This is a genomic window from Paenibacillus sp. J2R1T-4 (assembly GCF_059692235.1).
Genome location: NZ_JCAUBA010000001.1, coordinates 362,341 through 388,985, shown reverse-complemented (window position 1 = coordinate 388,985; position 26,645 = coordinate 362,341). Strand labels below are relative to the sequence as shown.

The window sequence follows — 26,645 nt, the reverse complement described above, 5'->3', positions numbered from 1 at the left end:
ATATCCGAATGGCCAGGACCGTTTCCGCAAGAAGCGGAAGAAAAAACATTATTGCTTGGTTTTTTCAACGGGTTAGCGGCGCAGCACTTGTGTTCTTGATAGCGGTGCATGTATGGAGACTGCATTATTCCAATCCTGAGGTTGCGCCAACCTATGTGGATCTGACAGAGAGGTTGAGTACCATTGGATTCATAGCGCTTGATTTCAGTTTGCTGGCACTTACTCTGTTTCACGGTTTGAACGGGGTGCGCAGTATTGTGCTGGATTATACAGCCAAAGAAGCTGTTATCCGGCGTTGGACGATCAGCTTGACCTTTGTCGGCATCGTGGCTTCCGTGTTCGGGGGGGCGGCATTGATCAAAGTCATGACGATGGGTTGATCCAAATGAAGCCGAATTTCATATGAATAAGTAGCAGTAATAAGGAGAGGAAAATATGACCATTGGATCGGATACAGTATGGCACGTAGAGGACATGGTATATGAGCAAATCGCAGAGGCTTGCAAAGAGCTCTACATCAAATCGTTGAAGGATTTGCCTCCGGACATCCGAGTGGCTGTGCAGAATGCGTACGATAAGGAGACTTATCCAACGGGCAAGCAAATATTACAGACGATTCTAGATAACATTGACTGTGCAGATAAGGAAAGTCTTCTAATCTGTCAGGATACTGGTATTATGGTGTATTTTGTGAAAATTGGACGGGACGTACGCTTTGACGGCATCCGTCTGGAGGAAGCGATCCGCGAAGGTACTATGAGAGCAACGTTGGATCATCCGCTGCGCTCCAGTGTTTGTAATGTGTTCACACGTAAAAACACCGGAACAAGTGTAGGGAAAAAGGTTCCTGTTATTCATTGGGAATTTGTAGACGGTGCGGCTATCGAGCTGCTCGCCCTGCCAAAAGGCTCCGGCTCCGAAAACATGAGTTACCTCAAGATGTTGACACCTGCCGCAGGAATTGAAGGCGCTAAGAAATTCATCATCGATTGTGTTGTAGGATCAGGCGCGAATCCATGTCCACCAACCTTGGTTGGCATCGGGATAGGAGGGACTGCTGATTTATGCGCAGCTCTTGCTAAGAAGGCGGCTGCTCGTGAGATAGGCAAGCCGAATCCGGATCCAGAGATAGCCGCGCTCGAGCAAGAATTGCTGGAAGCGATAAACTTGACGGGAATCGGTCCCAACGGACTTGGTGGATCTGTCACTGCGCTCTCCGTTCATATTGAATCGGCCGATACACATATCACTTGTATCCCGGTTGCTGTCAATATGATGTGTTGGCCAGCTCGAAGGGCAAGAGTGACGTTCTCACAAGGAAAAGCCGGAGTGATTGGGTACTAATTCGAAATTAACGAAGGGAGGGAGCGGCTTTGGCCCATTATCGTCTTCAAACCCCGATGACGGAAGAGTCCACGAAGCAGCTGCGCGCTGGTGATCAGGTAACCGTTGATGGTCACATTTATGGAATACGCGATGCGAATCTGATTCGGATCTTTGACAAAGGAATCGATCCGCCCGATGATCTGACTCCGCAGCTCCAAGGAGCGATTTGCCTTCATACTGCACCTGGTGTACGCAAGCGGGAGGACGGGACATTCGAGAAGGTAAGCATCGGCACGACAACCAGCACCCGAATGGATCGATTCGTACCGGGCTTGTTCGAACGCTTCGGCGTTCGGGCCATAACGGGTAAAGGAGGCATGCTGCAGGAAGGAGCTCAAGCTTGTATCGATCTTGGGGGCGTCTATTTCTCGATTGTAGGCGGAGCAGCAGCATTGGAAACGACTCAAATTGAGGAGATCGAGCAGGTGTGGTGGGAAGATCTCATGCCGGAGGCGATCTGGAAGTTCCGTGTGAAAGACTTCGGTCCGCTTCTCGTGTCAGTCGATTCCCATGGCGGAAACTTGTACGAATCGGTTAAAGAGCAGGCGATCCAGAACATGGACAAAGTTTACGAAAGACTTGGAATTAAGAAGTAAGCAATGTGTCACATTTCGACAAAAGAGCTAAAAAAGGGTTGCAGGAAAAAAGAGAAGCGAGTACAATCGTGGTAAGAGGTAATACCACATACCTTTTACCAAAGTTAATCAATGGGAGGGTTTACACGATGCACAAGTTTTTGATTCATCACAAAGGGGATCATGTCGGTGTGGCTGTAACCGATATCGAAGCAGGAGAAACGGTAATAGGCGTGAACATGGATGACGAATCGCAAGTAGAAGTGGTTTCCAAGCATAATGTTCCGCTCGGTCATAAGATCGCTATCGTCGATCTTGACAATGGAGCGGGTGTCGTGAAGTACGGAATTCAGATTGGTTATTCGACTCAAACGATTAAAGTCGGCGATTATGTACATACACACAATATCAAAACGGCGAGGTGGTAGTCATGGAACAACAATTGATGGGGTATCGACGTGAGAATGGTAAGGTTGGGATTCGCAATCATGTAATTATACTGCCTGTGGACGACATTTCTAACGCGGCTTGTGAAGCTGTTGCTAAGATCATTCCTGGCACTCTGGCACTGCCGCATGCTTACGGACGTCTACAATACGGGGAAGACCTTGCGCTGCATTTCCGCACGATGATCGGAACCGGCTCCAACCCTAACGTAGCTGCTGTTATCGTAATCGGGATTGAAGAGAATTGGACTAAGGTTATTGCTGACGGGATTGCAGCCACAGGGAAACCAGTCGCTTCATTCTCCATTGAAGGCTTTGGCGATCTTGAGATTATTCGCAGAGCTTCCTGGAAGGCAAAAGAATTCGTTCAATGGGCTTCCGAGCTTCAACGTGTTCCGGTAGAATTGAAAGATTTGACTATTAGTATCAAATGCGGAGAATCAGATACGACAACTGGTCTTGGCTCTTGCCCTACGGTCTCCAAAGCGATCGATCATCTGCTGGACAATGGCGCTACCGTATTCTTCGGCGAGACATCGGAGCTAACTGGCGGCGAGCATCTCATTGCCGATCGGATGGCGACACCGCAGCTGCGTGAGCAATTCCTGGACGTCTACCAAGCTTACGTAGGTCAAATCAAATCAACGGGTGTCGATCTCCTAGGTTCACAGCCAACACAAGGCAACATCGCCGGAGGTTTGTCGACGATAGAAGAGAAAGCGCTCGGGAATATCGCTAAAACCGGTTCCAAACAGGTGGTCGGGGTCCTTAAGCCGGCAGAGACGCCAGCTAACGGAGCGGGTCTATACTTCATGGATACGTCATCTGCAGCAGCAGAGTGCATCACACTTATGGCTGCCGCTGGCGCAGTCGCGCATTTCTTCCCGACTGGTCAAGGTAATATTATAGGTAACCCGATCGAACCGGTTATCAAGGTTACAGCTAATCCGAAGACAGTCGCCACTATGAGTGAACATGTTGATGTGGATGTGAAAGGCTTGCTTTCACGCGAGATCAACCTTCAACAAGCTGGAGATTTACTATTAGAGAATTTGTATCGTACAGTTAATGGAAGACTCACCTGTGCAGAAGCGCTTGGTCATAGAGAATTTGTGATGACCAAGCTATATCCTAGCGCTTAATCATGGTTTATATCGGCCACGGCGTCCTGCCCTTTTGAATGGCGGCAGCCGTGGCTCTTTTTTATTGCAAGATTATGTTACTATATTAGGATAGCTTGCTGCAGAGGAAAACGGAGGACTTATGGAATGTTCAAATCCATTAATGAAGAAAGAAAGACGTTCTCGCGAAAAGTTGTCGATGATGTAAGGGAATTAATTGTTTCGGGTAAGCTGAAGGCGGGAGACAAGCTGCCCGCTGAACGGGAGCTGGCCGAGATGATGAATGTCAGCCGTCCGACGATTCGCGAAGCGTTCAAGATATTATCCGCGATGGGTGTACTGCATATCCGTCACGGGCAAGGTGTATTCGTAGCGGAGCGGACAGGGCCAATCGACAGCCTGGCTTCGGTTCTATTCTTACAGACCGATACGATTCACGAGCTATTCGAGGTTCGCAGGATGATCGAGACGGAGACAGCCGCATGGGCGGCAAGAAGAGGAACCGAGGCGTTCCTGGAACAAATTACAGCCGCCACCCGCCAAGTGTACAGTAGAGTTGTTGAGCATAATGAATTCCCGGATCCGGTTGGGCGTGAGGCCTTCTTGTCCGATTCTGATCAAGAATTTCATCTGATGATCGCAGAAGCAGCAGGAAATGAAGTAGTGCTGCGAATAATGAATAATTTGATCGATCTGTTCCGTGAGAGTCGGATGCAATCGCTTAAGATTCCAGGTCGTTCTGAGCAATCCCTCCAAGAGCATATGGAAATTGCTGATGCAATAGCAGCACGGAAACCGGAGCTTGCCCGCAAAAGCATGCTTAAACACTTGAAAAGCGTTGAGGCCGATCTGTTGCAGCCATATGGTCTTCCAACGGGTTCGACAAAAGCGGCCAAAAGCAAAAAGCAATCGACCCAAGAATCCTAGGGGGATTGCTTTTTGCTTTTCTTGGATTAGAAGCGGTTCTAACTAATCAGCTTTTGCAAAAAACAAGCCACACAAAAAGTAGGGATGTTGTAAGATAGGGTTAGAGAACTAACAGGGAAGGGGGTCGGAATCATGTGGAAAATAATCGACCATGTTCAAGTTAGCACGGCTATAAGAGCTCATCTGAATGAGTGGGAGATGCCCTTCCATAGTCACGAGAGTTACGAGATCTCAGCCGTGTTGGATGGAAGTGGAATGTTTCAATGCGAGGAAGAGGTATTCTCCCTGGAAGCAGGTCATATAGTATTGATTCCGCCTAGTCTGCAGCACAGATTCTGGACCAGAGGCTCTATCCGGTTCGGAGTCCTGCATGTTGGGAGCATGAGTAAAGAAAACAAACAATTGTTTCACGCCATTGCACCGACGGATCGACCACGAATCTTGCATTTATCCACATTGGATCTAGATATGTATGAATCCATGTTTCGGAACTGGCTAAGAGCTGTCTCTCAACCGCTTCGTGAACGAGAGAACGTAGTACACACATGGATTCGATTATTTTTGTTAACTTTACTGCAAACCGCGGAGTCCAAAGCCAAGCCGTTGTCCATCGCGAATGCAGCCGAATATATCCATACGAATCTCAAACAAGTACTCCCGATCCAGGAATTGGCTAAATTATCTGGATTATCGGAGTCATCGTTCCGCAGGCTGTTTCATGAAACCTATGGAGTCTCGCCTAAGCAATACTTGCAGCAATCTCGATTGACTGAAGCGAAGTGGCTGCTTCGTTCCTCGAACAAATCCATTCAGACGATCTCGGAGCAAATCGGATTCCTCAGTATCCACGCCTTTAGCTCGTGGTTTCAGAAGATAGAAGGAACTTCTCCGAACGAGTGGCGGAAGCTTCAACAAGGAGATGAATTACAGCCCTGAGCAAAAGGGCTTTTTTTGTTCTTATCCGGTCTGAGTGCATAACGGTTTTCATTAAATGTTTTGGCGCTTATGATAAATACATACAAGATTACGATGATTATAATGAGGGACATAACCAACACAATAAACTAGAAATCACCCGAGGTGAAGAGAGATGAGAGTAAATATATGTAATCGAGAAATGGAAATGGGTGGCCCGTACCTGACGGAGCTTCGCAGCTCCAATGATATTAGGAATGATATGGAGGCGCTCAGAGCCCGTATGGATGAGGACGGCTATGTGTTGATCCGCGGGTTTCACAACCGAGAGAAGGTATTGAAGGCGAGAGAGCAGGTGCTGGAGAAAATTCAAGGCATGGGCAAACTGGTGCCGGGCTCTGACCTGGATGACGGGCTTATTGCAGAGGGCCAAAAGGGTGTGATGTTCGGCGGGACGAACACTGATTTGCCCGCTTATCTTGATGTCGTCAACTCTCCAGAGGTTATGGATTTCTTCGAGCGTTTCCTGGGCGGAGCTCCACGCACGCTGGATTATAAATGGTTGCGGGCTGTGCCAACGGGCGGATTCACGGGACCTCACTACGATATCGTGTATATGGGCCGGGGGACGCAAAATCTGTATACCCTGTGGACACCGATCGGCGATACGCCAATTGAAATGGGCACGCTAGCGATCCTGTTAGGCTCTCAGAATTTCAAGAGAGTGCGTGATACGTATGGTCAGATGGATGTTGACCGTGATCAAATAGAGGGTTGGTTCTCGAGAGATCCGTTGGAGGTTGTTGAGAAGTTCGGCGGACAATGGGCTACCACTAATTTTGAAGCAGGAGATGCTATTTTCTTCGGGATGTTCTTGATGCATTCCTCTACGGAGAATAGGACCAATCGTTATCGGATCAGCTGTGATACACGGTACCAATTGGCGTCGGAGCCTATTGATGATCGATGGATCGGCGACAAACCAAAAGGGCATACGTCCAAAAGTCAGGATCAAAGAATCAATATTGAGGAAGCCCGCCAAAAATGGGGAATTGCTTAAATTACATGATTCTACCCTTGTCCAAACGTATTAAACAAACGTAGGAGTGAAAGATGCACACATCGGCTTATGAATTTAACGGTTGTTATGCGAAATATGATCAACATAAACTTGTGATTGGCAACGAGAACATCGAACGTCGATGGGATTTATCGGAAGGCGTACCACTCGCGGTATCTTTACTCAATAAAACAGATGGCGTAGAGTGGCTCCATACGGATGTGAGAGGAGGACAGCGAGTATGCGGTCTTCCTCTTTGGCATGCGGGAGCATCGATTCAATCGGTTCAGGTACAATTCGGAACGGATGACGACAGGGGTATTGCTGCCCCTCATCTCTTGACCAAGGTTATATTGTCATGGGGCATCCATGAAATGAAACTAGAGCTGCTTGTATATCCAGGCGAAGCTTGGATTCGGCAAAGGATCTGGGTGCGGAAGATAGAGCTAAGTGAGGGAGACGTACATGAGGCGTTAACTAACAGGGAAGGGTTGTCTCCTTCTGAACAAGAAGATGGCGCGCAGCCATCGGCACAGTCGTTGCAGCTGGATGATAATGCGAAGCAGCTGCTTTCCACAGAGACAGAAGACTTTCTTGACACCATTCCGCTTCGCGAGCAGCATGTTCGTTGGCAGTCGGTCGAATTGCGCGATGTTACGGATACGAATAACAATTTAATCAGCTCCGAACAAGGCATGTTATACACGAATGAGAAGCGAAAAGTGAAGGGGAATGTAATGCTGCTCGAGCAGACCCTTCAGCCTACGGGGCTGCTTCTTATTAAGGAAGGGCCCACTCCTTTTGGACATTTGCATTATCCTGGCGGGGACTTTGAGTTCACCGGACGTACGATTCAAATAACGGGGTCGGGTATCGGAGCTAGTGATCTCCGGGCTGGTGAATGGATTCCGGCATATGGATCTGCTGTAGGTGTGTGGCATGGTGGCGAGTACGAAGGTCTTCAGTTACTGGATCGGCTCCATCGCTCGATCAGGAAATACAAGCCGGAGCGCGATTACTTCCTTATGTGTAACAACTGGGGCGATCGCTCTAAGGATGGCCGTGTGAGCGAAGCGTTCGCATTAGCGGAGCTGAATCTTGCTGCTGAACTCGGGATTACGAATTATCAGATCGATGATGGTTGGCAGCATGGCAACACAACGAACTCTGTCAATCCGGCTGGTGGTCGTTGGAGCGATTACTACGCGGATGGAGACAGTTTCTGGAACATCCACCCGGATAGATTCCCTAACGGGTTCGAGCCATTGATGGAAGTAGTGGAGCGCACTGGACTCCGACTTGCGTTATGGTTCTCACCTGATTCTGCTAATGATTTCGCTAACTGGCACAAAGATGCGGCCCGGCTTCTGGAGTTGCACCACCAATACGGGGTATGTTACTTCAAGCTGGATGGGATCAAGATTAAGACCAAATACGGCGAGACGAATTTGGTTCGGATGATGCAGCAGGTTGTAAGTGAGACAGCAGGCCGCGTCTATTTCAATCTGGATGCAACGAATCAGGTAAGGCTTGGTTATTATGGTCGAACCCAATACGGAGGCTTGTTTCTAGAAAATCGTTATACGGATTTCCGCAGCTATTACCCACATTGGACGTTGCGTAATTTATGGCTCTTGTCCAAGTACGTGCCCACTCAGAAATTACAGATGGAATTTCTTAACGTGGAACGCAATCGTGATCGCTACCCGAATGATCCGTTATCACCTTGGCAAAGCGGAATTGCTTATGCTTTTGCAGTTACCATGTTTACAAATCCGCTTGTCTGGTTGGAAGTTACGGGATTGAGTGAGGAAAGCAAAGCCGTCCTGAAGCAGATGCTGCAGGTTTACAATAAACATCAAGCCTCCATCCTGAACGGTCGAGTTCTGCCAATTGGTGACATTCCGGACGGTACACGATGGACTGGTTTCCAATCCGTGACAGGTGAAGAGGAAGGTTATCTGCTCATTATCAGAGAGCTTCATTCACAATCCAACGGGGAGTTCAAGCTGTGGGGATTAGATGGTGAGAAGGATGAATGTGTCCTTGAACTGACTCCCCTCCTGAAGATGGAAGAACGCAATAAGATCCATATGGAGAACTCAGAAATATTGAAGCTTACCCCTGTGAGAGGAAACGATACGTATACATTCGAACTGCGTAATCCTTTCAGCTTTGCCTTGTACCATTATCATCTTGGAAAGAAGGTTTAATATGAACAGGATTGCAAGGATAGGGGTTTTGTTGGACCGTGAGGCATCCAATGCCCGATGGGCGCGAGGGGAGAACGTATTCGAACGCTTTGTTGGAGAGATATTGGAGCATGCCGGTATTCCTTTTCAATGGTTACACTCTGCTGAGGAGCTGGACTCTTACGAACCTGATGCTGTCCTTATTGCCCTAGAGCCTACATCCGAATCCAATGGACAAGACCTGCTATGGAACTATGTCATGAAAGGCGGATTGTTGATCTCCTTCGCTGGGCTGAACGGTTTCGCCAATCGTTTGGGTTGTAATGTAGTGAATAACACAGGGTCCGGTTATGCGTTACTGCCTGAATCACTTGGAGATCCAAGACCTTTGCGTTATTTACAAGCTTCTCCCTGGAACTGTGACAAATGTCCAACACCCGAAATTTCTGGCGATTTGGAGCTGCTCGGCATTTTGAGGGCTGTAGCGCCGGATGGTCTGACTTTAGGTGCAGCCATGCAACGATTCACAATTGGAAACGGAGCTATCCATCGCTGGTCAGCCGATTTGCCTGCCACTTGGGTAGGCCTTCAGCAAGGTACAAAGCCTGTGACGGAAGATGGGATACCTGCACCGGACGGGACGGGAGCTCTCAATGACAATTTACTTAAGGCGGATGATGGATTCGAGCTTGATTGGGTAATCGATCGAACGCAGACGGAAACCGGGTTCTCCTACTTCCCGCATCCATATTCCGACTTATGGAAGGAAGCTGTAATCGGACATTTATTAAGTGAAACGGCAAAACGCGGCCTTTTGCTACCGTTTGTGGGATATTGGCCAGATGGGATTGATCAGGTGGCGATGATTTCGCATGACAGTGATCGCAATGAAGATGTTTCCGCACTTACTACACTTGCTGTTCTGAAAGAATGCGGGCTGCAAACTACATGGTGTATGCTGGAGCCGGGCTATAACCCATCCATCTATGAGCAAGCGATTGCCGATGGCCACGAGCTGGCGTTCCATTATAACGGAATGGAAGATCAAAAGGGCGGATGGGGTGAACAAGAGTTTGTACGCCAATTCGACTGGTTGAAGCAAGCTACCGGAATCCAACAGTTCACATCCAACAAGAATCACTACACCCGATTCGAGGGATGGGGGGGAATATTCCAGTGGTGTGAACGATATGGGATACAAGCCGATCAAACTCGCGGACCAAGTAAAAAAGGTAATATAGGTTATTTGTTTGGTACTTGTCATCCATTCTTTCCTATTGCCTTCTCCGATGAGCACAACCGTATGTATGATGTACTGGAGATCGGTTTTCTCACTCAGGATCTTGATCACAATCTATTAGCTGATAGCAGCGTGATCATACCGTTTCTTGAGCAGGCTAAGCGAGTTCAAGGGGTAGCCCATTTCTTATTTCACCAATTCCATATTCACAATCAACCGAAGGTCACAGATGCGCTGCGCAAAGTTGCTCGTACAGCCAGGGAGTATGGATTTACATTCATGACTTGCAAGCAGATTAACGATTGGGAGCGGTTGAGGCGTACCATTCGTATTATTGGACTGAATGCGCAGAATCAATTAGAGCTTGCTTGCGATAGTATCGTCGATGGCCAAGAACAAGAGGCCGTCGTGTGGATCCCTGTTCTGGAAAATGAGGGGAGTCACATTCCTGATCATACGGAGATAAAATTCGGTGTACCGTGCAGGAAACAAAAGGTAGCATTGTTATCGGAGATGTGTACGGGGTAATATTCAGATGAACTCGGCAGCAAAATTGGAAACGGAGCGTATGGAGACGTACCTCACTGAACAAAAGAAGAACGAAAGAAGAACAAAAGAGGGCAGGAAGATGGAGCGGAAAAGCGTCAGCGGTCGCATTTGAACATCGTATTCTCACGACTAAAATTTATATCAAGGAATACGATTTCAAGAGCGATTGTAGCCCATCTTCCTGCCCTGCCACGCGCCTACTGAACTCAACCACCCAAGAGCTGGCTATTCTGTCAGGTTCTTATAATCTAAGAAAAAGATAAGTATGTCATGCTTATTCAAGCTTGGCTTTTTTGTGATTTGCGGTATGATGGTGGTATAGAGACAACAACGACACGCGATTCAGAAAGGTAGATCACATCTTATGAAATTCAGACCATGCATTGACCTCCACCAAGGCAAAGTGAAACAAATTGTAGGCGAGACTTTGAATCAAGACAACCGGCCTGTTGTAGAGAACTTCGTATCGGAATATGATTCGTCCCATTACGCTGAAATGTTCAAGAAAGATCGCTTAACGGGCGGTCATATTATTATGCTGGGCAAAGGGAATGAGGACGCAGCTAGACAAGCTTTGCAGGTATACCCTGGCGGACTGCAGATTGGCGGGGGAATTACTTCCGAGAATGCAACTTCCTATTTGGAGCAAGGCGCGACTCATGTTATTGTTACTTCCTATATTTTTAGAGAGGGTCGTTTAAATATAGAGCGTCTGCGAGCTTTGGTCGCTGAGGTAGGCAAGGAACGGTTAGTCATCGATTTAAGTTGTAAGCAAAAGGATGGCTCTTGGTTCGTGGTGACGAATCAGTGGAAGACGTTCAGTGATTTTGAATTAACTCCAGCGAACATCCTTGAACTTCAGCAATATTGCGACGAATATTTGATTCATGCTGTAGATGTTGAGGGTAAGCGAACCGGTATCCAGGAGCAGCTTGTTGAGCATTTAGCTGAATGCGTAACCATCCCAACAACTTATGCGGGAGGAGCCCGATCACTTGCCGACTTGGAGCGCTTCGAGACACTTTGTGCAGGCAAGCTGGATATTACCATCGGAAGTGCGCTTGATATATTCGGCGGTAAGCTGCCTTACCGTGAGGTAGTGAACTTTTGTGCTCATCGTCCGATTCAGTAGATTGGCCAACGGCCGATATTGTAACATCATTATTTACAAGCCCTTGCCAGTGCTGGCAAGGGCTTATCCATTAACTACGTGGGGATCCATGCAGCGTGTTAGCGATACGTGCGGTATTCCGCTCCCAACTCCGATTGAAACCTTGAAACACACTTGATTCCTGGATTGATCTGTAGCATCATAGGAAGATGCGTAAAAAGTGACAATGGCTGAAGGAGATAGTGACATGAATATTACCCATTTTCACAGAAAAAGTCCTATAAAAGCGGAAGCAGAGGATGCATTTGCGCTCCATCCCGCAGCTGGAATATTTGCCGTTATGGATGGTGTAACACCTCTTCATGATTATCGTAATGATCAGGGACACAACGGAGCCTACTTGGCTGCCAATTTGTTAAAGGCTTGTTTTGAACAGAGTACTCCTGACGTACCTTTGACCAACATTATTATGGAAGCCAATCGATTGCTGCGCGAACAAATGATTGCAGCCCATGTAGATTTGAGCATTCTACATGAGCTGTGGTCCACTTGTGTAGCCTCGGTTCGAATTGAGGACAACTGCATTCATTACGCCCAACTGGGTGATTCCATGCTAGTCGTAGTATATAGAAATGGACGCATAGAAGCTGTAACCGAGAACCGGGTGCTCGGCGTTACGGGACGTGCTAAGCAATATCGCAGGCGAGCAAGGAATGAAGGTGTGCTGCTTCAAGACGAGAGCTTTTATGAGATCCCGGAGAATCGGAACGCTTACAATCGCTGGCTGGCTAATGTTCCGGAAGGCTACGGTGTAATGAATGGAATGGAAGATATCGAGACTCATCTACAATTCGGTACACTTCCTCGAGCCGAGATCAAGCACGTGCTTCTCCTGACAGATGGCCTATTTCATCCTGATCTTCCATTGGAGCAGGCATGCATGCATATGATGGAGCTGGGATACGACGCCTATGCTGATGAAGTAGAAGCAGCAGAGCGGATCAAGAATGCAGCCCCAGATGACCGAACCGGGATTTGGATTTCATTCGATTAGAGGTGTTGTACGGCTATGAACTCATCTGATTTTATACAGATCAAGCTACTGGAAGGCGATTTGATTATTTATCACAAAAAGCAGGATCTCGGCTTGACGGTATCTACACAGGAGCTAGTCATTCAGAGACCCCATCTCAATTATTACTTAAAGCTTAAGGACATCATTAGCATTATTCCCTATTATTCCGAGCGCGGTCGGAGTGTAAGCTTAGTAACCAAGGATCATTCATCCAGGGAGATTTCCCGACTGAGCGGAGAATCGGGATCCTATCGTCTGTTCGTATCGAAAGCCATCATACACAGCAGAAGCGGGTTGTCGGAGATTGGAAAAATAGAGTTTGTGTTGCCGATAGCTAATGTCCTGCTTGATAAAATTGCCTTGTACGGAGCGTTCGAGCCCATTGATCCTTTATTGGAATAATACATTATTAACAACCGCAAAATTCAGAGAAGCAGTTTGAGGTGAAGGATGAGTCAGACGTCGGAAAAGGCACAAACAGAGTCAGATCCAAAGGTCCATGGGAAATGGCCAGTCATGATCAGCATCGTGATCGCCGTATTGGTATCCTCATTAGACTCCACGATTACTAACACTACAATTCCTCATATCGTTAGTGAATTGGGAGGGTTTTCGCTATATTCCTGGAGCTTTGTCTCCTATATGATTGCAGCTACAGTATTAACACCGATTGCTGGCAGGCTCTCTGATATGTATGGGCGAAAAAAAGTATTTGCCGTGGGGATTGTCCTATTCTTGATTGGTTCCTTGTTATGCGGCGCCTCACAGTCGATGGTTCAGCTTGTCATATTCAGGGCGATCCAGGGAGCTGGTGCCGGTATCTTGATTCCGTTTCCGGCTATTATTGCCGGAGATTTGTTCTCTGTAGCCAAGAGAGGAGCCATTCAAGCGTTCTTCTCCGCCATGTGGGGAATATCGGCAGTTATTGCCCCATTATTAGGATCGTTCTTCGTAGAGTTTGCAAGCTGGCGTTGGATTTTTTACGTGAACATCCCCTTATGTCTATTGTCGCTGGTTCTGCTGATCCCTTATCGGGAAGTGTACGTTCCTAAGAAGGCACCGATCGATTACGGCGGAGGACTTTTGTTCTCCGGCGGGGTTGTGCTGCTGCTCCTTTTAACCGTTGTTACGGAGGGTTACTGGATGTATGCGGTTGGAGGCGTGCTTCTGTTAGTTGCGTTCTGGTATGTAGAAAACAATCATCCATCACCGCTAATCCCGCTCTCGATGTTCCGCAACCGAGGATTATCCTGGATGATTGCCAACTCTTTTCTTGCAACTGCGGCATTGTTTGGTACGTCGAACTACATTCCTTTTTTCCTGCAGCAGCAGGGGTACTCCATGTTCATGAGCGGGCTCTCCCTACTCGGAGAAGCGACAGGCTGGATCCTGGTAGCCGTTCCTTCGGGAAGATGGATACTCAAATTCGGCTACCGACCTTTGCTCATAGCAGGTAATACTATTCTGGTTGCCAGCGGGATTCTATGTATAAGATTATCGGAGACCAGCGGGTTCTGGGATGTATTTATGCTCATGTTTCTTCAGGGAATGGCGTTCGGCCTCATTGTTACGGTATCCACGATCGGAGCCCAGCAGCTTGTTGGGGCTCATCAAAAAGGCATTTCTACTTCGTTGCAATTTTTCACACGGAATATTGGAACGGCGGTTGGCACAACAATAATGGGCGCCTTTCTTACCAAAGCTCCAGTGTTTATGGATGGGATCCATCATTTATTCGTTTATGGGAGTGCGGTTGCCGTGGTTGCCTGGCTATCTTCCTTTTTAATCAGCCCGTCACGTAATGTATCTCTTGAAGGCAGTGGTAAGATCAGTTATGATGATGGTAATAAATAGGCAACGCGCGGATTGGAGGTAGCATTTCATGAGCTTCAACATAGGCGGAGTAAATGTACCGGGCTGTGTTGTGAAAGCGATAGAAACCGGCAAGAATAAAGCGCAACAGGTCGTACAACAAGCAATTAATGACGTAATGAGCGACCCGGCAAAGAACATCAAGCAAACACAACAGCCATCGGGATTATCGTCTTTTATGGACATAAGAGTCTAAGCCTGAGAGGAATTTAAGGGATATAGACCATCAAACCCAAACCATGGAGGCTTATACGCTTCTATGGTTTGTTTCATTTGTTCGGTTTTGATAGGATAGATGAAGAGAGTGGTTGCTAATAGAAAGGGAGTTTGCAGGAATGAAATCGATAGTTTTGGCGGAAAAACCGAGTGTGGCCAAAGAAATCGCAAGAGTGCTCGGATGCAATGGCCGACAGAAGAGCTATTTTGAGGGGCCGCGATATGTGGTGACATGGGCGCTGGGTCATTTGGTTACGCTAGCGGAGCCTGAAGACTATGATGGCAAATATAAGACTTGGAATCTCGAAGATCTGCCAATCTTACCGAATAAAATGAACCTGAAGGTGATGAAAGAGACCTCTCAACAGTTCAAAGCGATAGCACAGCTCTGTAAGCGCAGCGATATTGGGGAGATGATTATTGCCACTGACGCTGGTCGAGAAGGCGAGCTTGTAGCCCGCTGGATTATGGAGCTGATTCATTGGCGCAAGCCTTTCAAGCGCCTCTGGATCTCTTCGCAGACGGACAAGGCGATCCGTGAAGGGTTCGAGCGGCTGAAGCCAGGCTCGGACTACAACGGCTTATACGCGTCTGCGGTATGCCGTGCGGAGGCCGATTGGCTGATCGGCCTCAATGTCACTCGCGCGTTGACGAGCAAGTACAACGCGCAGCTGGCAGCGGGGCGCGTGCAGACGCCGACGCTCGCTATGATGATGGAGCGGGAACGGGAGATTGCCGAGTTCCGCTCCGTGCCGTTCTGGACCGTAACGGCCGATTTCGGCACGTTGCGAGCGAAGTGGCGTCGTGGCGAGAACCACGACGGGCGGTTGTACGCCGAGGCGGAAGCAGAGGCGCTTCGCGGCAAGCTGAGCCGGGCGCAAGCAGTCGTGGAGTCGGTCAGAATGACCGACAAGCAGGAGCCGCAGCCGCTTGCGTACGACTTGACCGAGCTGCAGCGCGATGCCAACAAGAAGCTTGGCTTCTCCGCCAAGCAGACCTCGTCTGTGCTGCAGCGGTTGTATGAGCAGCACAAGCTGGTCACGTATCCGCGAACGGATTCACGTTACTTGACGCCAGACATGGCACCCACGTTCAAAAGCCGATTGGATGCTGTCGCAATCGGTCCCTATGCGCCGCTTGTAGCACCTCTTTTGCGCAAGCCGCTTAACGTGACCAAACGTATCGTAGATGAGAGCAAGGTGACAGATCACCATGCGATCATACCGACGGAGCAATACGTAAACCTGAGTGCGCTAAGTCCTGAAGAACGGAAGCTTTACGATCTCATTGTGCGCAGATTTATTGCACTGTTCTATCCCGTTTACCGCTATGCGGAGACGAGTGTTGTGATAGAGAGTAATGGCGAGCGTTTTTACGCCAAAGGCGTCGTGACGAAGGATAACGGCTGGAAAGAGGCATATGGCAGCTCTGTTCAGAATGAGGATGACGATGAAGAGACTAGAATCGCCGGAGTAAGCGGTTCCGATGCGTCCGAAGACCGGGAAACTTCCATTCAACGACTGCCCGAACTGATGAAGGGGCACAAGCTGCAGATGCGATCTGCCAGTATAGGCAATCACCGCACTTATCCGCCTGGCCGATTTACGGAAGCAGGTCTGCTTACACAGATGGAGAAACATCACCTGGGAACACCTGCGACACGTGCTGATATTATCGAGAAGCTGCTGCAGACGGATACAGTTGAGCGCAAAATGAACCGTTTATCCCCGACCGGGAAAGGGAAGCAGCTAATCGAACTTGTTTCCTCGGATCTGCGATCTCCTGATCTGACTGCAAAGTGGGAGAAGGAGCTGGAGGCAATTGCCAAAGGTAAAGGAAAAGCAGCCCCATTCATGGATGAGATACGCCGTCAGACCGTCCGTATGGTACAGCAAGTGAAAATGAGCTCGACGGAGTATAAGCCGCATAATCTTACCCATTCCAAGTGTCCGGAATGCGGCACGGCGCTGATGGAGCGCAAAGGCAAACGCGGTAAGTCGCTAGTATGTTCCAACAGAGAATGCAGCTACTCTCGCCAAGCAGAACCAGCCTTGTCGTTCAAGCGCTGTCCCCAGTGTCACAAGCGCATGGAGATCCACACAGGCAAGGCGGGGAAATACGCGCAATGCAAAGGCTGTAATGTGATCGAGATGCTGGATGAGCAAGGACCGGGAGGCGCCCGTGTGCATCGGAAGCAGCAGGCTAAGCTCATTGAACAATACAGCGACAACGAGTCGCTTGGATCAAGCCTGGGGGATGCGCTTAAGGCAGCGCTCGGTAAGAAGGACTAATACAGTTACTGGTAGAAATCCTGTTAGAAACGCACTTGCAGCGTATGGGGCAAGTGCGTTTTTGCTTTCGTCTGTGTGGAGCTGGGTCGTATCCGTATTGTAGATAGTTCATGGTATAATACTACAATAAGATTATCAACATGAAGGACGGGAGGCACTACTATGGACAGACGCACATTCATGAAGCGGGTTGGAGTTCTTCTCGTTCTAGGTGGTGCCGCAGCAGCTGGATTACGCAAATGGATGCCTTCCCTCGATGAGCTAGCTTCAGCCGATGCTTCCTTGAAGGGTGCAAGGCTGCCCTTGCAATCTGGCAAAGATTCCACAAGAACCGTCAAGGGTCAACGTGATGACCGCGCTTTGTTCTCATTCATGATTATGAGTGATCTGCACGTAAACAGCGGTTTTTCTTACCCAAGCGAACATTTGCATAAGGCGTTAAACGATATATTGAATTTTGAGACGAAGGTGGAAGCGCTGCTCTTTACGGGCGATCTCACAGAATCTGCAACGAAGGCAGATTACAGGGAGTTCCGCAAAATTATTAATACCTATACCCTTCCGCCGATTCACGCTAATATGGGCAACCATGAGTATTACAACATCTGGATTAATTCGAACGGTGCGTGGAGCAAGGAGACTGCACCTAACGGCAAGACAGATGCTGGCTCAAGAGAAATGTTCATGCAGACATTCGGGTACGAGAAACCTTATCATAGCTTCAAGATGAATAACTTCCTGATTATCATGTTATCTCAGGAAGCGTACGTGCAAGAGAAGCCTGAAGTTTCAGAAGGAGCCTGGTATTCCGATGAGCAGCTCCAATGGTTTGAGGAGACCTTGGCTCAGAGTAAACGAGACAAACCGATCTTTGTCATGATTCATCAACCGCTCCCGCCAATTGGCGAAGATGGAGGTTCCCATCAGGTTATTAGAGGCAAACAATTCCGTGAAATTTTGAAGCCTTACAAGAATGTGTTTGTGTTCTATGGCCATAATCATCAAGATTTCCGTAATGGCAAGGCTCATTACTTCAAAGAGACGTTCCATCTATTCAACAATTCAGCCGTGGGGCGCGTATTAGGCACGAATTATGATTGGAAGAATCAAGATTCTGCGCAAGGGTTGTATGTACAAGTATATGAGAACAAGGTAGTGCTACGGGGCCGTGAGTTCAGCAACAACACATGGATCGAAGAAGCGAACTGGACGGTTTCGCTTAAATAACATTGAACGTCGTATGATCTAGAGGGACCTAAGCTAATAACTTGCAGGGAGATGCTTGAGAAATCAGGCTTTTTTTGCATATAAAAAGAACGCTTCCTGTTAGCCGCAGTCCCAATCAGAGCAGCAGGGATGCGTTCTCCCAGTCGTTTTTGAATCAATCCATTTATACCTTACCTACTAAAACGATGGAAGCCCTACCTCTCAACCATCCATACGGCTCCTTGGCCGCGCCTGTCTAGAATTAGCTTGCTTTCAATCTTCCTTAACCATCATCAGCCGCTTGCAGTTGGAATTACATTGAAATGAATGAAATGAAGTGAAGTGAATGGAGTAACGAATTGAATACTTGGGGTCCATATCGGAGAAACATTCAAGAGAGTGAAGTGCGGAAATGGGACAACAATTCGTATTTCAAAAACTAATTATTAATTATACAGCAATATCTGAAGGAAGTCAATAGATGATGCAGCGAAAAATGAAAAGTGAATGTTTTTATTAACAACTTGATCATTTTGATTAAATCGGATTATTGACTCCGTTTATTCTGGGGGTTAAGCTGTTTCTATATTAATTCATACTAAACAAATCGGATTAATTATAAAAAGAAATTCATCGAGGAGGAATTTGTCCAATGAGCCGTATTCATTTTTCCTGGTTCACTCCCACAAACGGTGATGGCGCACATATTGGCCTAAAAAAACCGGAAAGGGAACCGAGTCTGGAATATATTATTAAAGTTGCTCAAACAGCTGAGAAAGTTGGCTTTGACGGAATCCTTGTTCCAGTAGGTACCCCTTATTTTGATTCTTGGATGGTCGGATCAGCGCTCGTGCACAATACATCGACCTTACGGCCGTTAATCGCAATTCGTCCGGGATTCATCGCGCCGTCATTGTCCGCTAAAATGGCCTCCACTTTAGACCAATTCAGTAAAGGCCGGATTGATATCAATATTGTAGCAGGTGGATCTTCTTTTGAGTTAGGTCAGGACGGAGATTTCCTGGATCATGATCAACGTTATGATCGAGCAAATGATTTCATGGAGGTTATGAATCGATTGTGGGAAGAAGAGAAAGTGTCCCATGAGGGACCTTTCTATACGATTAAAGACGGTACATTGGTACCGTCCAACGTACAGCGTAAAATCTCTGCATTTTTCGGAGCCTCATCAGATGCGGGAAAGGAATCAACCGCTCGTTACGGTGATGTCTATTTGCAATGGGGCGAGCCTGTTGAAGAGGTTCGTGCACAGATAGAAGATGTTCGACGCCGAGCAGCTGCTTACGGTCGTAAATTGGAATATGGAGTACGCATCCATGTGATTGTTCGTGATACCGAAGAAGAAGCTTGGGCAGAGGCAGATCGCCTGGTGTCCATTGTGGATCCGGCCGTCGAAGAGCGAATGAGACAATACTACAAAGAATCAGACTCCATTGCGCAAAGCAGAATGAGTGTGCTGCTGCAAGGGGACTACCGATTCGGAAAGTTCAAATGGGCTGGCATCGGGCGAGTAAGAAAAGGAGCCGGAACAGCTGTTGTTGGAACTCCGGAGCAAGTACGTGAAGGACTGCAGGAATATATTGACGCAGGTGTGACTCATTTTATTTTATCGGGATTCCCTCACCTGGAGGAAGCAGAGCGTGTTGGCAATACCGTGCTGCCCTTGTTTACCAACGAACGCAAAACCATGCTACAGCCCAACAAATAGACGGAGGTGCGACCATTGTCACAAACAAATGAAAAATTACAACTAAGCAATTACATTGGAGGAAAATGGGTTCAGTCCTTGACTGAGCATTATGAGATCGTGCCGAATCCTGCAACTGGAGAAACCCTTGCTCAAGTGCCGATCTCTACTAGCGAGGATCTCGATCTGGCTGTTCAAGCTGCTAGAGAAGCTTATACGGAATGGAGCCGAGTTCCGGTCCCTAAGCGTGCAAGGATTTTATTCAAATACCAGCAGCTCCTGGTGGAGCACTGGGAAGAGCTTGCAAGACTAATTACAACTGAGAATGGGAAAAGTTATTCTGAAGCTTACGGTGAGGTCCAGCGGGGCATCGAATGTGTTGAATTTGCAGCAGGAGCTCCAACGTTAATGATGGGTTTCACACTTCCGGATATTGCAGCAGGATTAGAGTCGAGCATGTATCGCTACCCAATTGGAATAGTAGGCGGGATCACGCCATTTAACTTTCCGACCATGGTCCCTTGTTGGATGTTCCCACTCGCAATAGCTTGCGGGAATACGTTTGTTTTAAAGCCTTCTGAACGAACCCCTCTATCTGCGAACAGACTTGCTGAGTTATTTACGGAAGCAGGATTGCCTGATGGTGTGCTTAATGTGGTGCATGGTGCGCATGACATTGTGAATGGTCTACTCGAGCATCAAGACGTGAGTGCAATTTCATTCGTGGGTTCACAGCCTGTTGCGGAATATGTATATCAAAAAGCAGCTTCTTACGGGAAGAGAGTTCAAGCACTAGGGGGAGCAAAGAATCACTCTATCGTTATGCCTGATGCAGATCTAACTCTTGCTGTTAAAGAAATCGTCAATGCAGCTTTCGGTTCGGCAGGAGAGAGATGCATGGCTTGTGCTGTGGTAGTGGCTGTAGGCGATGTTGCAGATCAATTGGTTGAGCAGTTAATACAAGCGGCTGAGGATATTCGGATTGGTAACGGGTTAGAAACGGATACTTTCCTTGGCCCGGTCATCAGAGATTCGCATCGTGAACGTACATTGAAATATATTGCAAGCGGTGTGGAGGAGGGTGCAACACTCGTTCGGGATGGTAGACAAGATGCTGCTGTGAAGGAGCATGGTTATTTCGTGGGCCCGACTATCTTCGACCATGCCAAGCCAGGAATGCAAATATGGCAGGATGAGATCTTTGCACCCGTACTTCAAATCGTGCGTGTCGATACCCTAGAGAATGCTATATCCGTTGCGAATCAATCTGAGTTCGCGAATGGGGGATGTATTTATACGAATAATGCTAAGTCGATTCGTCAGTTCCGAGAACAAATGGATGCCGGGATGCTTGGAGTGAATGTAGGTGTTCCAGCACCAATGGCGTTCTTCCCCTTCTCGGGGTATAAGAAATCGTTTTATGGAGATTTGCATGCGAATGGTAGAGATGGTGTTGAATTTTATACCCGCAAGAAAATGATAGTTGCTCGTTATTAAGGGTCGGCGGGGAATATGGTATAATGAGAGTGCCATATTCTTCTAGAAGGGACTGTAACTATAATGAATGACTTGACTAACCGAAGTTCCTATCCACCCGTATCAAGAAAGATATGTTTATTCCTGCTTTCAATTGTTCTCGCTTTTGTTGTCATATGGCCGATGCAGGTCGCAAAAGCTGCAGATAACTCATGGGCTCTGCATCTTCAAGCAGAGAAGTATAGAAATAACGGGCAGACGGCTCTTGCTCTCCCGATTTGGGACGAGCTTATCCGGATCTCGGTTGCTAATTCAGACTGGAATTCTGCTGCGATATATGCAGGTAATATGAATGAGTATTATGATGCAGTCTATGATTTTGAGAATGCGGTGAAATACTATGAGATGGAGAACCAATTCTGGCTGAATGACGGCAAGGATTGGGGGGCTAACAGCTTGGAGCGGGCTCACCAATTACGCACGACTGTTGAACTGTTCTCTTCCGGGAGTGCTACACAAGAGTTAGAGAAAAAGTATTTGCCTGCCAACGGCCAATTAGCCATACACGAACCTGCATATGGGATGTATATTGGACTGTATTCTGAACGGGACCCAGCGATGGGCAATTTCTTCGACAGATCGAAATCCATCTACGGCAGAGATCATTCGATGTATTTGGCATATGCGACATATGGTGAAGAGTTTCCTGCTCTTTACGCCAGGAATGCCAAAGCGGCAGGGAGTGCCTTGCAAATAGCTTGGCAGCCCTTGCAAGGGCTTGGCCCTGTGAAGGATGATGCCTATTTGCGGGAATGGGCGAGAAAAGCGAATGAGTCAGGCATTCCGATCTTCTTGCGTTTTGGAGGTGAGATGAACGGAGACTGGACTCCTTGGGCTGGAGATACGCAAGTATTTATAGACAAATTTCGAATTGTAGCAAATGTTATACATGAGTTGGCTCCAAATGTTGCCTTAGTGTGGAGTCCAGGTGATGTCCCTAGATACAACATGGCTAATTATTATCCAGGTGATGAATATGTCGATTGGGTTGGGGTTAGCATGTATACAGAGCCCTACTCTTTTGGTGAGAAACAGACAAGTATGCTCGGCTCGACCCCGATTGAGAAGCTGGATGAGATATACATGCTGTATGCTGATCGCAAACCTGTGATGCTTAGCGAAACCGCAGTATCGAACTTCACGAACACAGATGGCGTTGCGCATACACAGTATGCTTTGATGAACATGGAACGATTGTATAGAGTGATGCCGCTTAAGTATCCAAGATTGAAGGCCATTACTTATTTTAATGTGGATCTGGACTTGAAAGAATCAAAGAACAATTATAGCTTGTATAGAAACGATGAAATATTCAAATTGTATAAAGATATGATTACGGATCCGTATTATATTCAAACCGTGAAAAAAGGTGCTACACCAAATAATGCCATATTGTACCAAGATGAGACAAAGCCGATTCGTAAGCAAGCAAAGTGGATTCCCTTCGTGCGCATCCCGCAAGTTTTTATAAGTAAAGTGGAGTTTGTACTGAATGGACAAGTCATTGCTACCCGGTCGAAATATCCTTTTGAAGTTGACGTAACGGCAGGCGATATACCGGCCGGTTCTGCTCTGGAAATTCGTGTCTACGACTATACAGGGGCGAGAGTCGCTAACCGCTCCATTCCTGTATCTTCACAAGTGTCAGTATCCATTAATCAATTGGACCAAGAGTTCGAACAACCTCCAGTAATTGTAAATGGCAACACGTTGGCACCGCTTCGTGCAATATTTGAAGCAATGGGTGCACAAGTTACATGGGATTCGAATACAATGACGGCGACCGGCCGTAAGAATAGTACAGTGGTTTCCCTATCGATCGGCTCCAAGATAGCCAAGGTAAATGGAAAGAATGTCAATTTGGAAGAAGCGGCGCAGCTGGTGAATGGATTCACAATGGCTCCAGCCAGATTCATCGGAGAGGCATTCGGCGGTAAAGTGGACTGGGACGGAAGGACTAGAAGTGTACTTATTCAATATTGATAAAAAAAATTAAATGAAAATGCAACGAAAACCAATGGTCGATTGTCCTTCATATTAGGGACAACGACCTACTTGTTTGCGTTGTAATTTTTTTTGTCATTAGTCATTGGGTATATAGTCACCCTGTATGCTAGGTGTTATAATCTATTCATATATATATAAAGTCCTATTCAAACACTTTAATTTTCGGTTATGAGGTGGAATTAATATGAATGCAAGTCAAATCAATACGGTTCTGAGTAAAATCAGAGATCAACATAGCGAAGTGGAAAAGTGTGTGGACCTCATCTATGAGGTGCAGCGCACGGGTGGTCCGCTTGCTGAAGTGATCACTATTCTGAAATTCGAAAAGCCCTTGGTGCATTCCTTGCTAAAGACTCGGCTGAAGCATAATCCTGGCATCAATTTGATGCTGACGATCACAATGGATTACGATCAAGCCAAGCAGAAGTTAGCAAGTATGTAGGGCATAGATGTGAATACAGCCGATCCTTCTTTGGGTTGACGTTATCTTTGCGGTGGTGATACATTGATGGTGTTAACAATGAATCATTAAAACGCGAGAGGCGTATCCTATGCAACCCAATCCTTTGCCAATTGAGCATGTCCTAGATGATTTAAAGGGGGCGCTCGAGTCCCGTGTTCAAGCGGTACTCGTGGCGCCTCCTGGTGCTGGTAAGACTACACGGGTTCCGCTTGCCTTATTAGACCAGCCTTGGGCGGTTGGGAAGAAGCTGCTCATACTGGAACCGAGGAGGCTAGCTGCCCGCTCGGCTGCCCGTTACATGGCTGGATTACTAGGTGAGCCAGTCGGGCAAACAATCGGTTACCGCATGAGACATGATACCCGGGTTAGTAAATCAACTCGAGTTGAGGTCATTACGGAAGGTGTACTAACCCGTCTCCTGCAAGAAGATCCTGCGTTGGAAGACGTTGCGATTGTCCTATTCGATGAATTCCATGAACGCAGCTTGCACGCTGATCTTGGTCTCGCTTTGTGCCTTCAAGCGCAAAGCCTGTTGAGGCCTGATTTGCGTGTATTGGTCATGTCTGCAACCCTTGACTTCAAACGGATTGTTGAGCTTATGGACGATGCCCCAGTAGTAATTAGTGAAGGCCGCACATACCCGGTTGAAACCAGATACTTGGCGGGCAATGCCAAGAAGGATGGGGTTAGATTGGAAAGTCTCGTCTCTCGAGCTATAACGGAAGCTCTGCAGCAACAACAGGGAGATATTCTTGTATTTCTGCCAGGGGCTGGTGAAATTAGACGGACGGAGATGAAGCTCCGTGAACTAAATCTGGGTTCTGATGTAATAATTGCTCAGCTTCATGGCAGCTTAACACAGGAAGCGCAAGATAGTGCGATTGCTCCTGCCCCTCATGGGTATCGCAAGGTTGTGCTGGCCACATCAATAGCAGAGACAAGCCTGACGGTTGAGGGAGTGCGTACCGTGATCGATTGCGGACTCATGAGAGTACCGCGGTACTCTCCTCGAACAGGATTAACTCGACTCGAGACTATACCGGTGTCGCTCGCATCTGCAGAGCAGAGAAGAGGTCGAGCGGGGCGAGTTGCCCCGGGTGTAAGCTATCGGCTCTGGAGTGAGGCGGAGGAGCGCCAGCTGGCGGCGCACGGCACGCCCGAGATTGGCGAAGCCGATCTGGCGCCGCTTGCGCTAGAGCTTGCCGTGTGGGGCACGGCGGATCCAGCCGAGCTGCGCTGGCTCGATCCGCCGCCAGCGCCGGCGTACCGCGGAGCGCGCGAGCTGTTGGCGCAGCTCGGCGCACTGGACGCCGCAGGCGCGATCACGCCGCACGGGCGGCGCATGGCGGCGCTCGGGCTGCACCCGCGGCTCGCGCATATGCTGCTCATGGCCGCTCCGCTCGGCCATGGGCAGCTCGCGTGCGAGCTCGCGGCGCTGCTCGGCGAGCGCGACCCGCTGCGCGGCGCTGGCGCCGCCCCGGGAGCGGCCGCCGACGCCGACGTGCGCCTCCGCGTGGAGGCGCTGCGGCGTGCGGCGCAGCCGAGCGGCGGCTCGCCCGCGGCAGATCCGACGGTGCTCCGTCGGATCGCCGAGGAAGCTGCGCGCTGGGCGAGAGCGCTCGGCATCGCCGCCGCGCCGCCGCGCCCGCCCGCCGCGCCCGCCACGCCGCCGCGCTCGCCCGCCGCGCCCGCCGCGCCTGTCGCGCCTGCCGCACCCGCTCGCTCAGCAGGCCGCGAGCTCGACGCATGCGGCTTGCTGCTCGCTTTCGCCTACCCTGATCGCATCGCGCAGCGGAGACCAGATGGCCGCTATTTGCTGCGCAACGGCCGAGGGGCAGCCTTTGGCGCTATGCAGCCCTTGGCACAGGAAGAATATATCGTCGCAATAGAACTCGACGATCACGGAGCGGATAGCCGCATTGATCTAGCGGCTTCATTAACCCAAAGTGAGCTTGAGCTCCACAGTGAGCATCAGATAGAAGTGGAAGAAACCGTCAGTTGGGATTCGCAAACGCAATCCGTCCAATCTCGTAGAAGACATAAGCTTGGAACGCTTATTTTGAAGGATTCACCATTCTCGAATCCCGATCAGAATGCAGTATTAGCGGCATTATTTAATGGCATTAAGGAATCGGGACTTGAGCTTCTGCCATGGACCAAATCGGCTCGGCAATTGCAGCAGCGTCTATGCTTCTTGCATCGATTGGACAACAGCTGGACCGATTATTCGGACGAGGCTCTATGCTCACAGCTAACAGATTGGTTAGCTTCTCACGTTTACGGTATGAAGAATAGAATAGAGCTTCAGCGTCTGAATATGATGTCCATTATTCAAGACTCCCTGACTTGGGGCGAGCGTCGAGAATTGGATGAACAAGCTCCGACTCATTTCACCGTACCTAGCGGCTCGCGCATCCCGATAGACTATTCCGATTTGGATGCTCCTGCAGTAGCGGTAAGGCTTCAGGAGATGTTCGGGCTGTCTGAAACCCCGAGACTCGGATGGGGTCGTGTGCCCTTGACCCTTCACTTATTGTCTCCAGCTAATCGTCCGGTTCAAGTCACTCGGGATCTTTCCAGCTTTTGGAACCATACTTATTTTGAGATCAAAAAAGATCTTAAGGGTCGTTATCCAAAGCATTACTGGCCGGATGATCCGAACAGTGCGGTTGCGACCAATCGTGTTCGACCTAGAAATTGACTTGTGAGTAATGAAATATTTCATGTAAAGCCTGCAATTATCCCGAAT

Annotated in this window: 22 protein-coding genes; all 22 read left to right on the top strand. The window is 48.4% G+C overall.

Annotation, left to right across the window (positions count from 1 at the left end; genetic code table 11):
- Positions 1-8 precede the first annotated feature (8 nt).
- The 22 genes from AC58QD_RS01895 to hrpB all read left to right on the top strand — a co-directional run bounded on the left by AC58QD_RS01895 (position 9) and on the right by hrpB (position 26,597).
- A complete protein-coding gene (locus AC58QD_RS01895) occupies positions 9-380 on the top strand; it encodes a succinate dehydrogenase/fumarate reductase transmembrane subunit (RefSeq protein WP_497329417.1) in 372 nt (123 codons plus the stop codon).
- Between the two features lie 55 nt (positions 381-435).
- A complete protein-coding gene (locus AC58QD_RS01890; protein WP_497329415.1) occupies positions 436-1,344 on the top strand; it encodes a fumarate hydratase in 909 nt (302 codons plus the stop codon).
- Between the two features lie 29 nt (positions 1,345-1,373).
- Positions 1,374-1,982, top strand: a complete 609-nt coding sequence (locus AC58QD_RS01885) for a FumA C-terminus/TtdB family hydratase beta subunit (RefSeq protein ID WP_497329413.1) — start codon at positions 1,374-1,376, stop codon at positions 1,980-1,982.
- A gap of 128 nt (positions 1,983-2,110) precedes the next feature.
- On the top strand, positions 2,111-2,389 hold the full coding sequence (locus AC58QD_RS01880) for a UxaA family hydrolase (RefSeq protein ID WP_497329411.1): 279 nt from the start codon (positions 2,111-2,113) through the stop codon (positions 2,387-2,389).
- Between the two features lie 2 nt (positions 2,390-2,391).
- Positions 2,392-3,549, top strand: coding sequence for a UxaA family hydrolase (locus AC58QD_RS01875; protein ID WP_497329409.1), 1,158 nt, complete (start codon positions 2,392-2,394; stop codon positions 3,547-3,549).
- A gap of 126 nt (positions 3,550-3,675) precedes the next feature.
- Positions 3,676-4,455 (top strand): FadR/GntR family transcriptional regulator, encoded by a 780-nt coding sequence (locus AC58QD_RS01870; RefSeq protein WP_497329407.1) that lies wholly within the window; start codon positions 3,676-3,678, stop codon positions 4,453-4,455.
- A 132-nt stretch (positions 4,456-4,587) separates the two neighbouring features.
- Positions 4,588-5,391: a helix-turn-helix domain-containing protein gene (locus tag AC58QD_RS01865; protein ID WP_497329405.1), complete on the top strand. Its 804-nt coding sequence runs from the start codon at positions 4,588-4,590 to the stop codon at positions 5,389-5,391.
- Between the two features lie 154 nt (positions 5,392-5,545).
- Complete coding sequence (locus AC58QD_RS01860; protein ID WP_497329403.1) at positions 5,546-6,430, top strand: phytanoyl-CoA dioxygenase family protein; 885 nt, start codon at positions 5,546-5,548, stop codon at positions 6,428-6,430.
- Between the two features lie 53 nt (positions 6,431-6,483).
- Entirely contained in the window at positions 6,484-8,643 is a 2,160-nt protein-coding gene (locus tag AC58QD_RS01855) for an alpha-galactosidase (RefSeq protein ID WP_497329401.1), read from the top strand.
- Between the two features lies 1 nt (position 8,644).
- A complete protein-coding gene (locus AC58QD_RS01850) occupies positions 8,645-10,390 on the top strand; it encodes a polysaccharide deacetylase family protein (protein WP_497329399.1) in 1,746 nt (581 codons plus the stop codon).
- A 385-nt stretch (positions 10,391-10,775) separates the two neighbouring features.
- Positions 10,776-11,543 (top strand): phosphoribosylformimino-5-aminoimidazole carboxamide ribotide isomerase, encoded by a 768-nt coding sequence (gene hisA, locus AC58QD_RS01845; protein WP_497329397.1) that lies wholly within the window; start codon positions 10,776-10,778, stop codon positions 11,541-11,543.
- Positions 11,544-11,769: 226 nt separating this feature from the next.
- A complete protein-coding gene (locus AC58QD_RS01840; protein ID WP_497329395.1) occupies positions 11,770-12,576 on the top strand; it encodes a protein phosphatase 2C domain-containing protein in 807 nt (268 codons plus the stop codon).
- A gap of 15 nt (positions 12,577-12,591) precedes the next feature.
- Entirely contained in the window at positions 12,592-12,999 is a 408-nt protein-coding gene (locus AC58QD_RS01835; protein ID WP_497329393.1) for a hypothetical protein, read from the top strand.
- Positions 13,000-13,113: 114 nt separating this feature from the next.
- Positions 13,114-14,451 carry an MFS transporter gene (locus AC58QD_RS01830; protein WP_497330048.1) on the top strand — a complete coding sequence of 446 codons (1,338 nt, stop codon included), beginning with the start codon at positions 13,114-13,116 and terminating at the stop codon, positions 14,449-14,451.
- A 28-nt stretch (positions 14,452-14,479) separates the two neighbouring features.
- Entirely contained in the window at positions 14,480-14,665 is a 186-nt protein-coding gene (locus AC58QD_RS01825; protein ID WP_497329391.1) for a hypothetical protein, read from the top strand.
- 139 nt (positions 14,666-14,804) lie between these two features.
- A complete protein-coding gene (locus tag AC58QD_RS01820) occupies positions 14,805-16,976 on the top strand; it encodes a DNA topoisomerase III (protein WP_497329389.1) in 2,172 nt (723 codons plus the stop codon).
- A 162-nt stretch (positions 16,977-17,138) separates the two neighbouring features.
- Positions 17,139-18,203, top strand: coding sequence for a metallophosphoesterase family protein (locus AC58QD_RS01815; RefSeq protein ID WP_497329387.1), 1,065 nt, complete (start codon positions 17,139-17,141; stop codon positions 18,201-18,203).
- A 631-nt stretch (positions 18,204-18,834) separates the two neighbouring features.
- A complete protein-coding gene (locus AC58QD_RS01810; protein ID WP_497329385.1) occupies positions 18,835-19,911 on the top strand; it encodes an LLM class flavin-dependent oxidoreductase in 1,077 nt (358 codons plus the stop codon).
- Positions 19,912-19,926: 15 nt separating this feature from the next.
- Entirely contained in the window at positions 19,927-21,387 is a 1,461-nt protein-coding gene (locus AC58QD_RS01805) for a CoA-acylating methylmalonate-semialdehyde dehydrogenase (protein WP_497329383.1), read from the top strand.
- 63 nt (positions 21,388-21,450) lie between these two features.
- Entirely contained in the window at positions 21,451-23,409 is a 1,959-nt protein-coding gene (locus AC58QD_RS01800; RefSeq protein WP_497329381.1) for a stalk domain-containing protein, read from the top strand.
- A 208-nt stretch (positions 23,410-23,617) separates the two neighbouring features.
- Entirely contained in the window at positions 23,618-23,875 is a 258-nt protein-coding gene (locus AC58QD_RS01795; RefSeq protein ID WP_497329379.1) for a hypothetical protein, read from the top strand.
- Between the two features lie 109 nt (positions 23,876-23,984).
- Positions 23,985-26,597 carry an ATP-dependent helicase HrpB gene (hrpB, locus tag AC58QD_RS01790; protein ID WP_497329377.1) on the top strand — a complete coding sequence of 871 codons (2,613 nt, stop codon included), beginning with the start codon at positions 23,985-23,987 and terminating at the stop codon, positions 26,595-26,597.
- Positions 26,598-26,645: the final 48 nt, after the last annotated feature.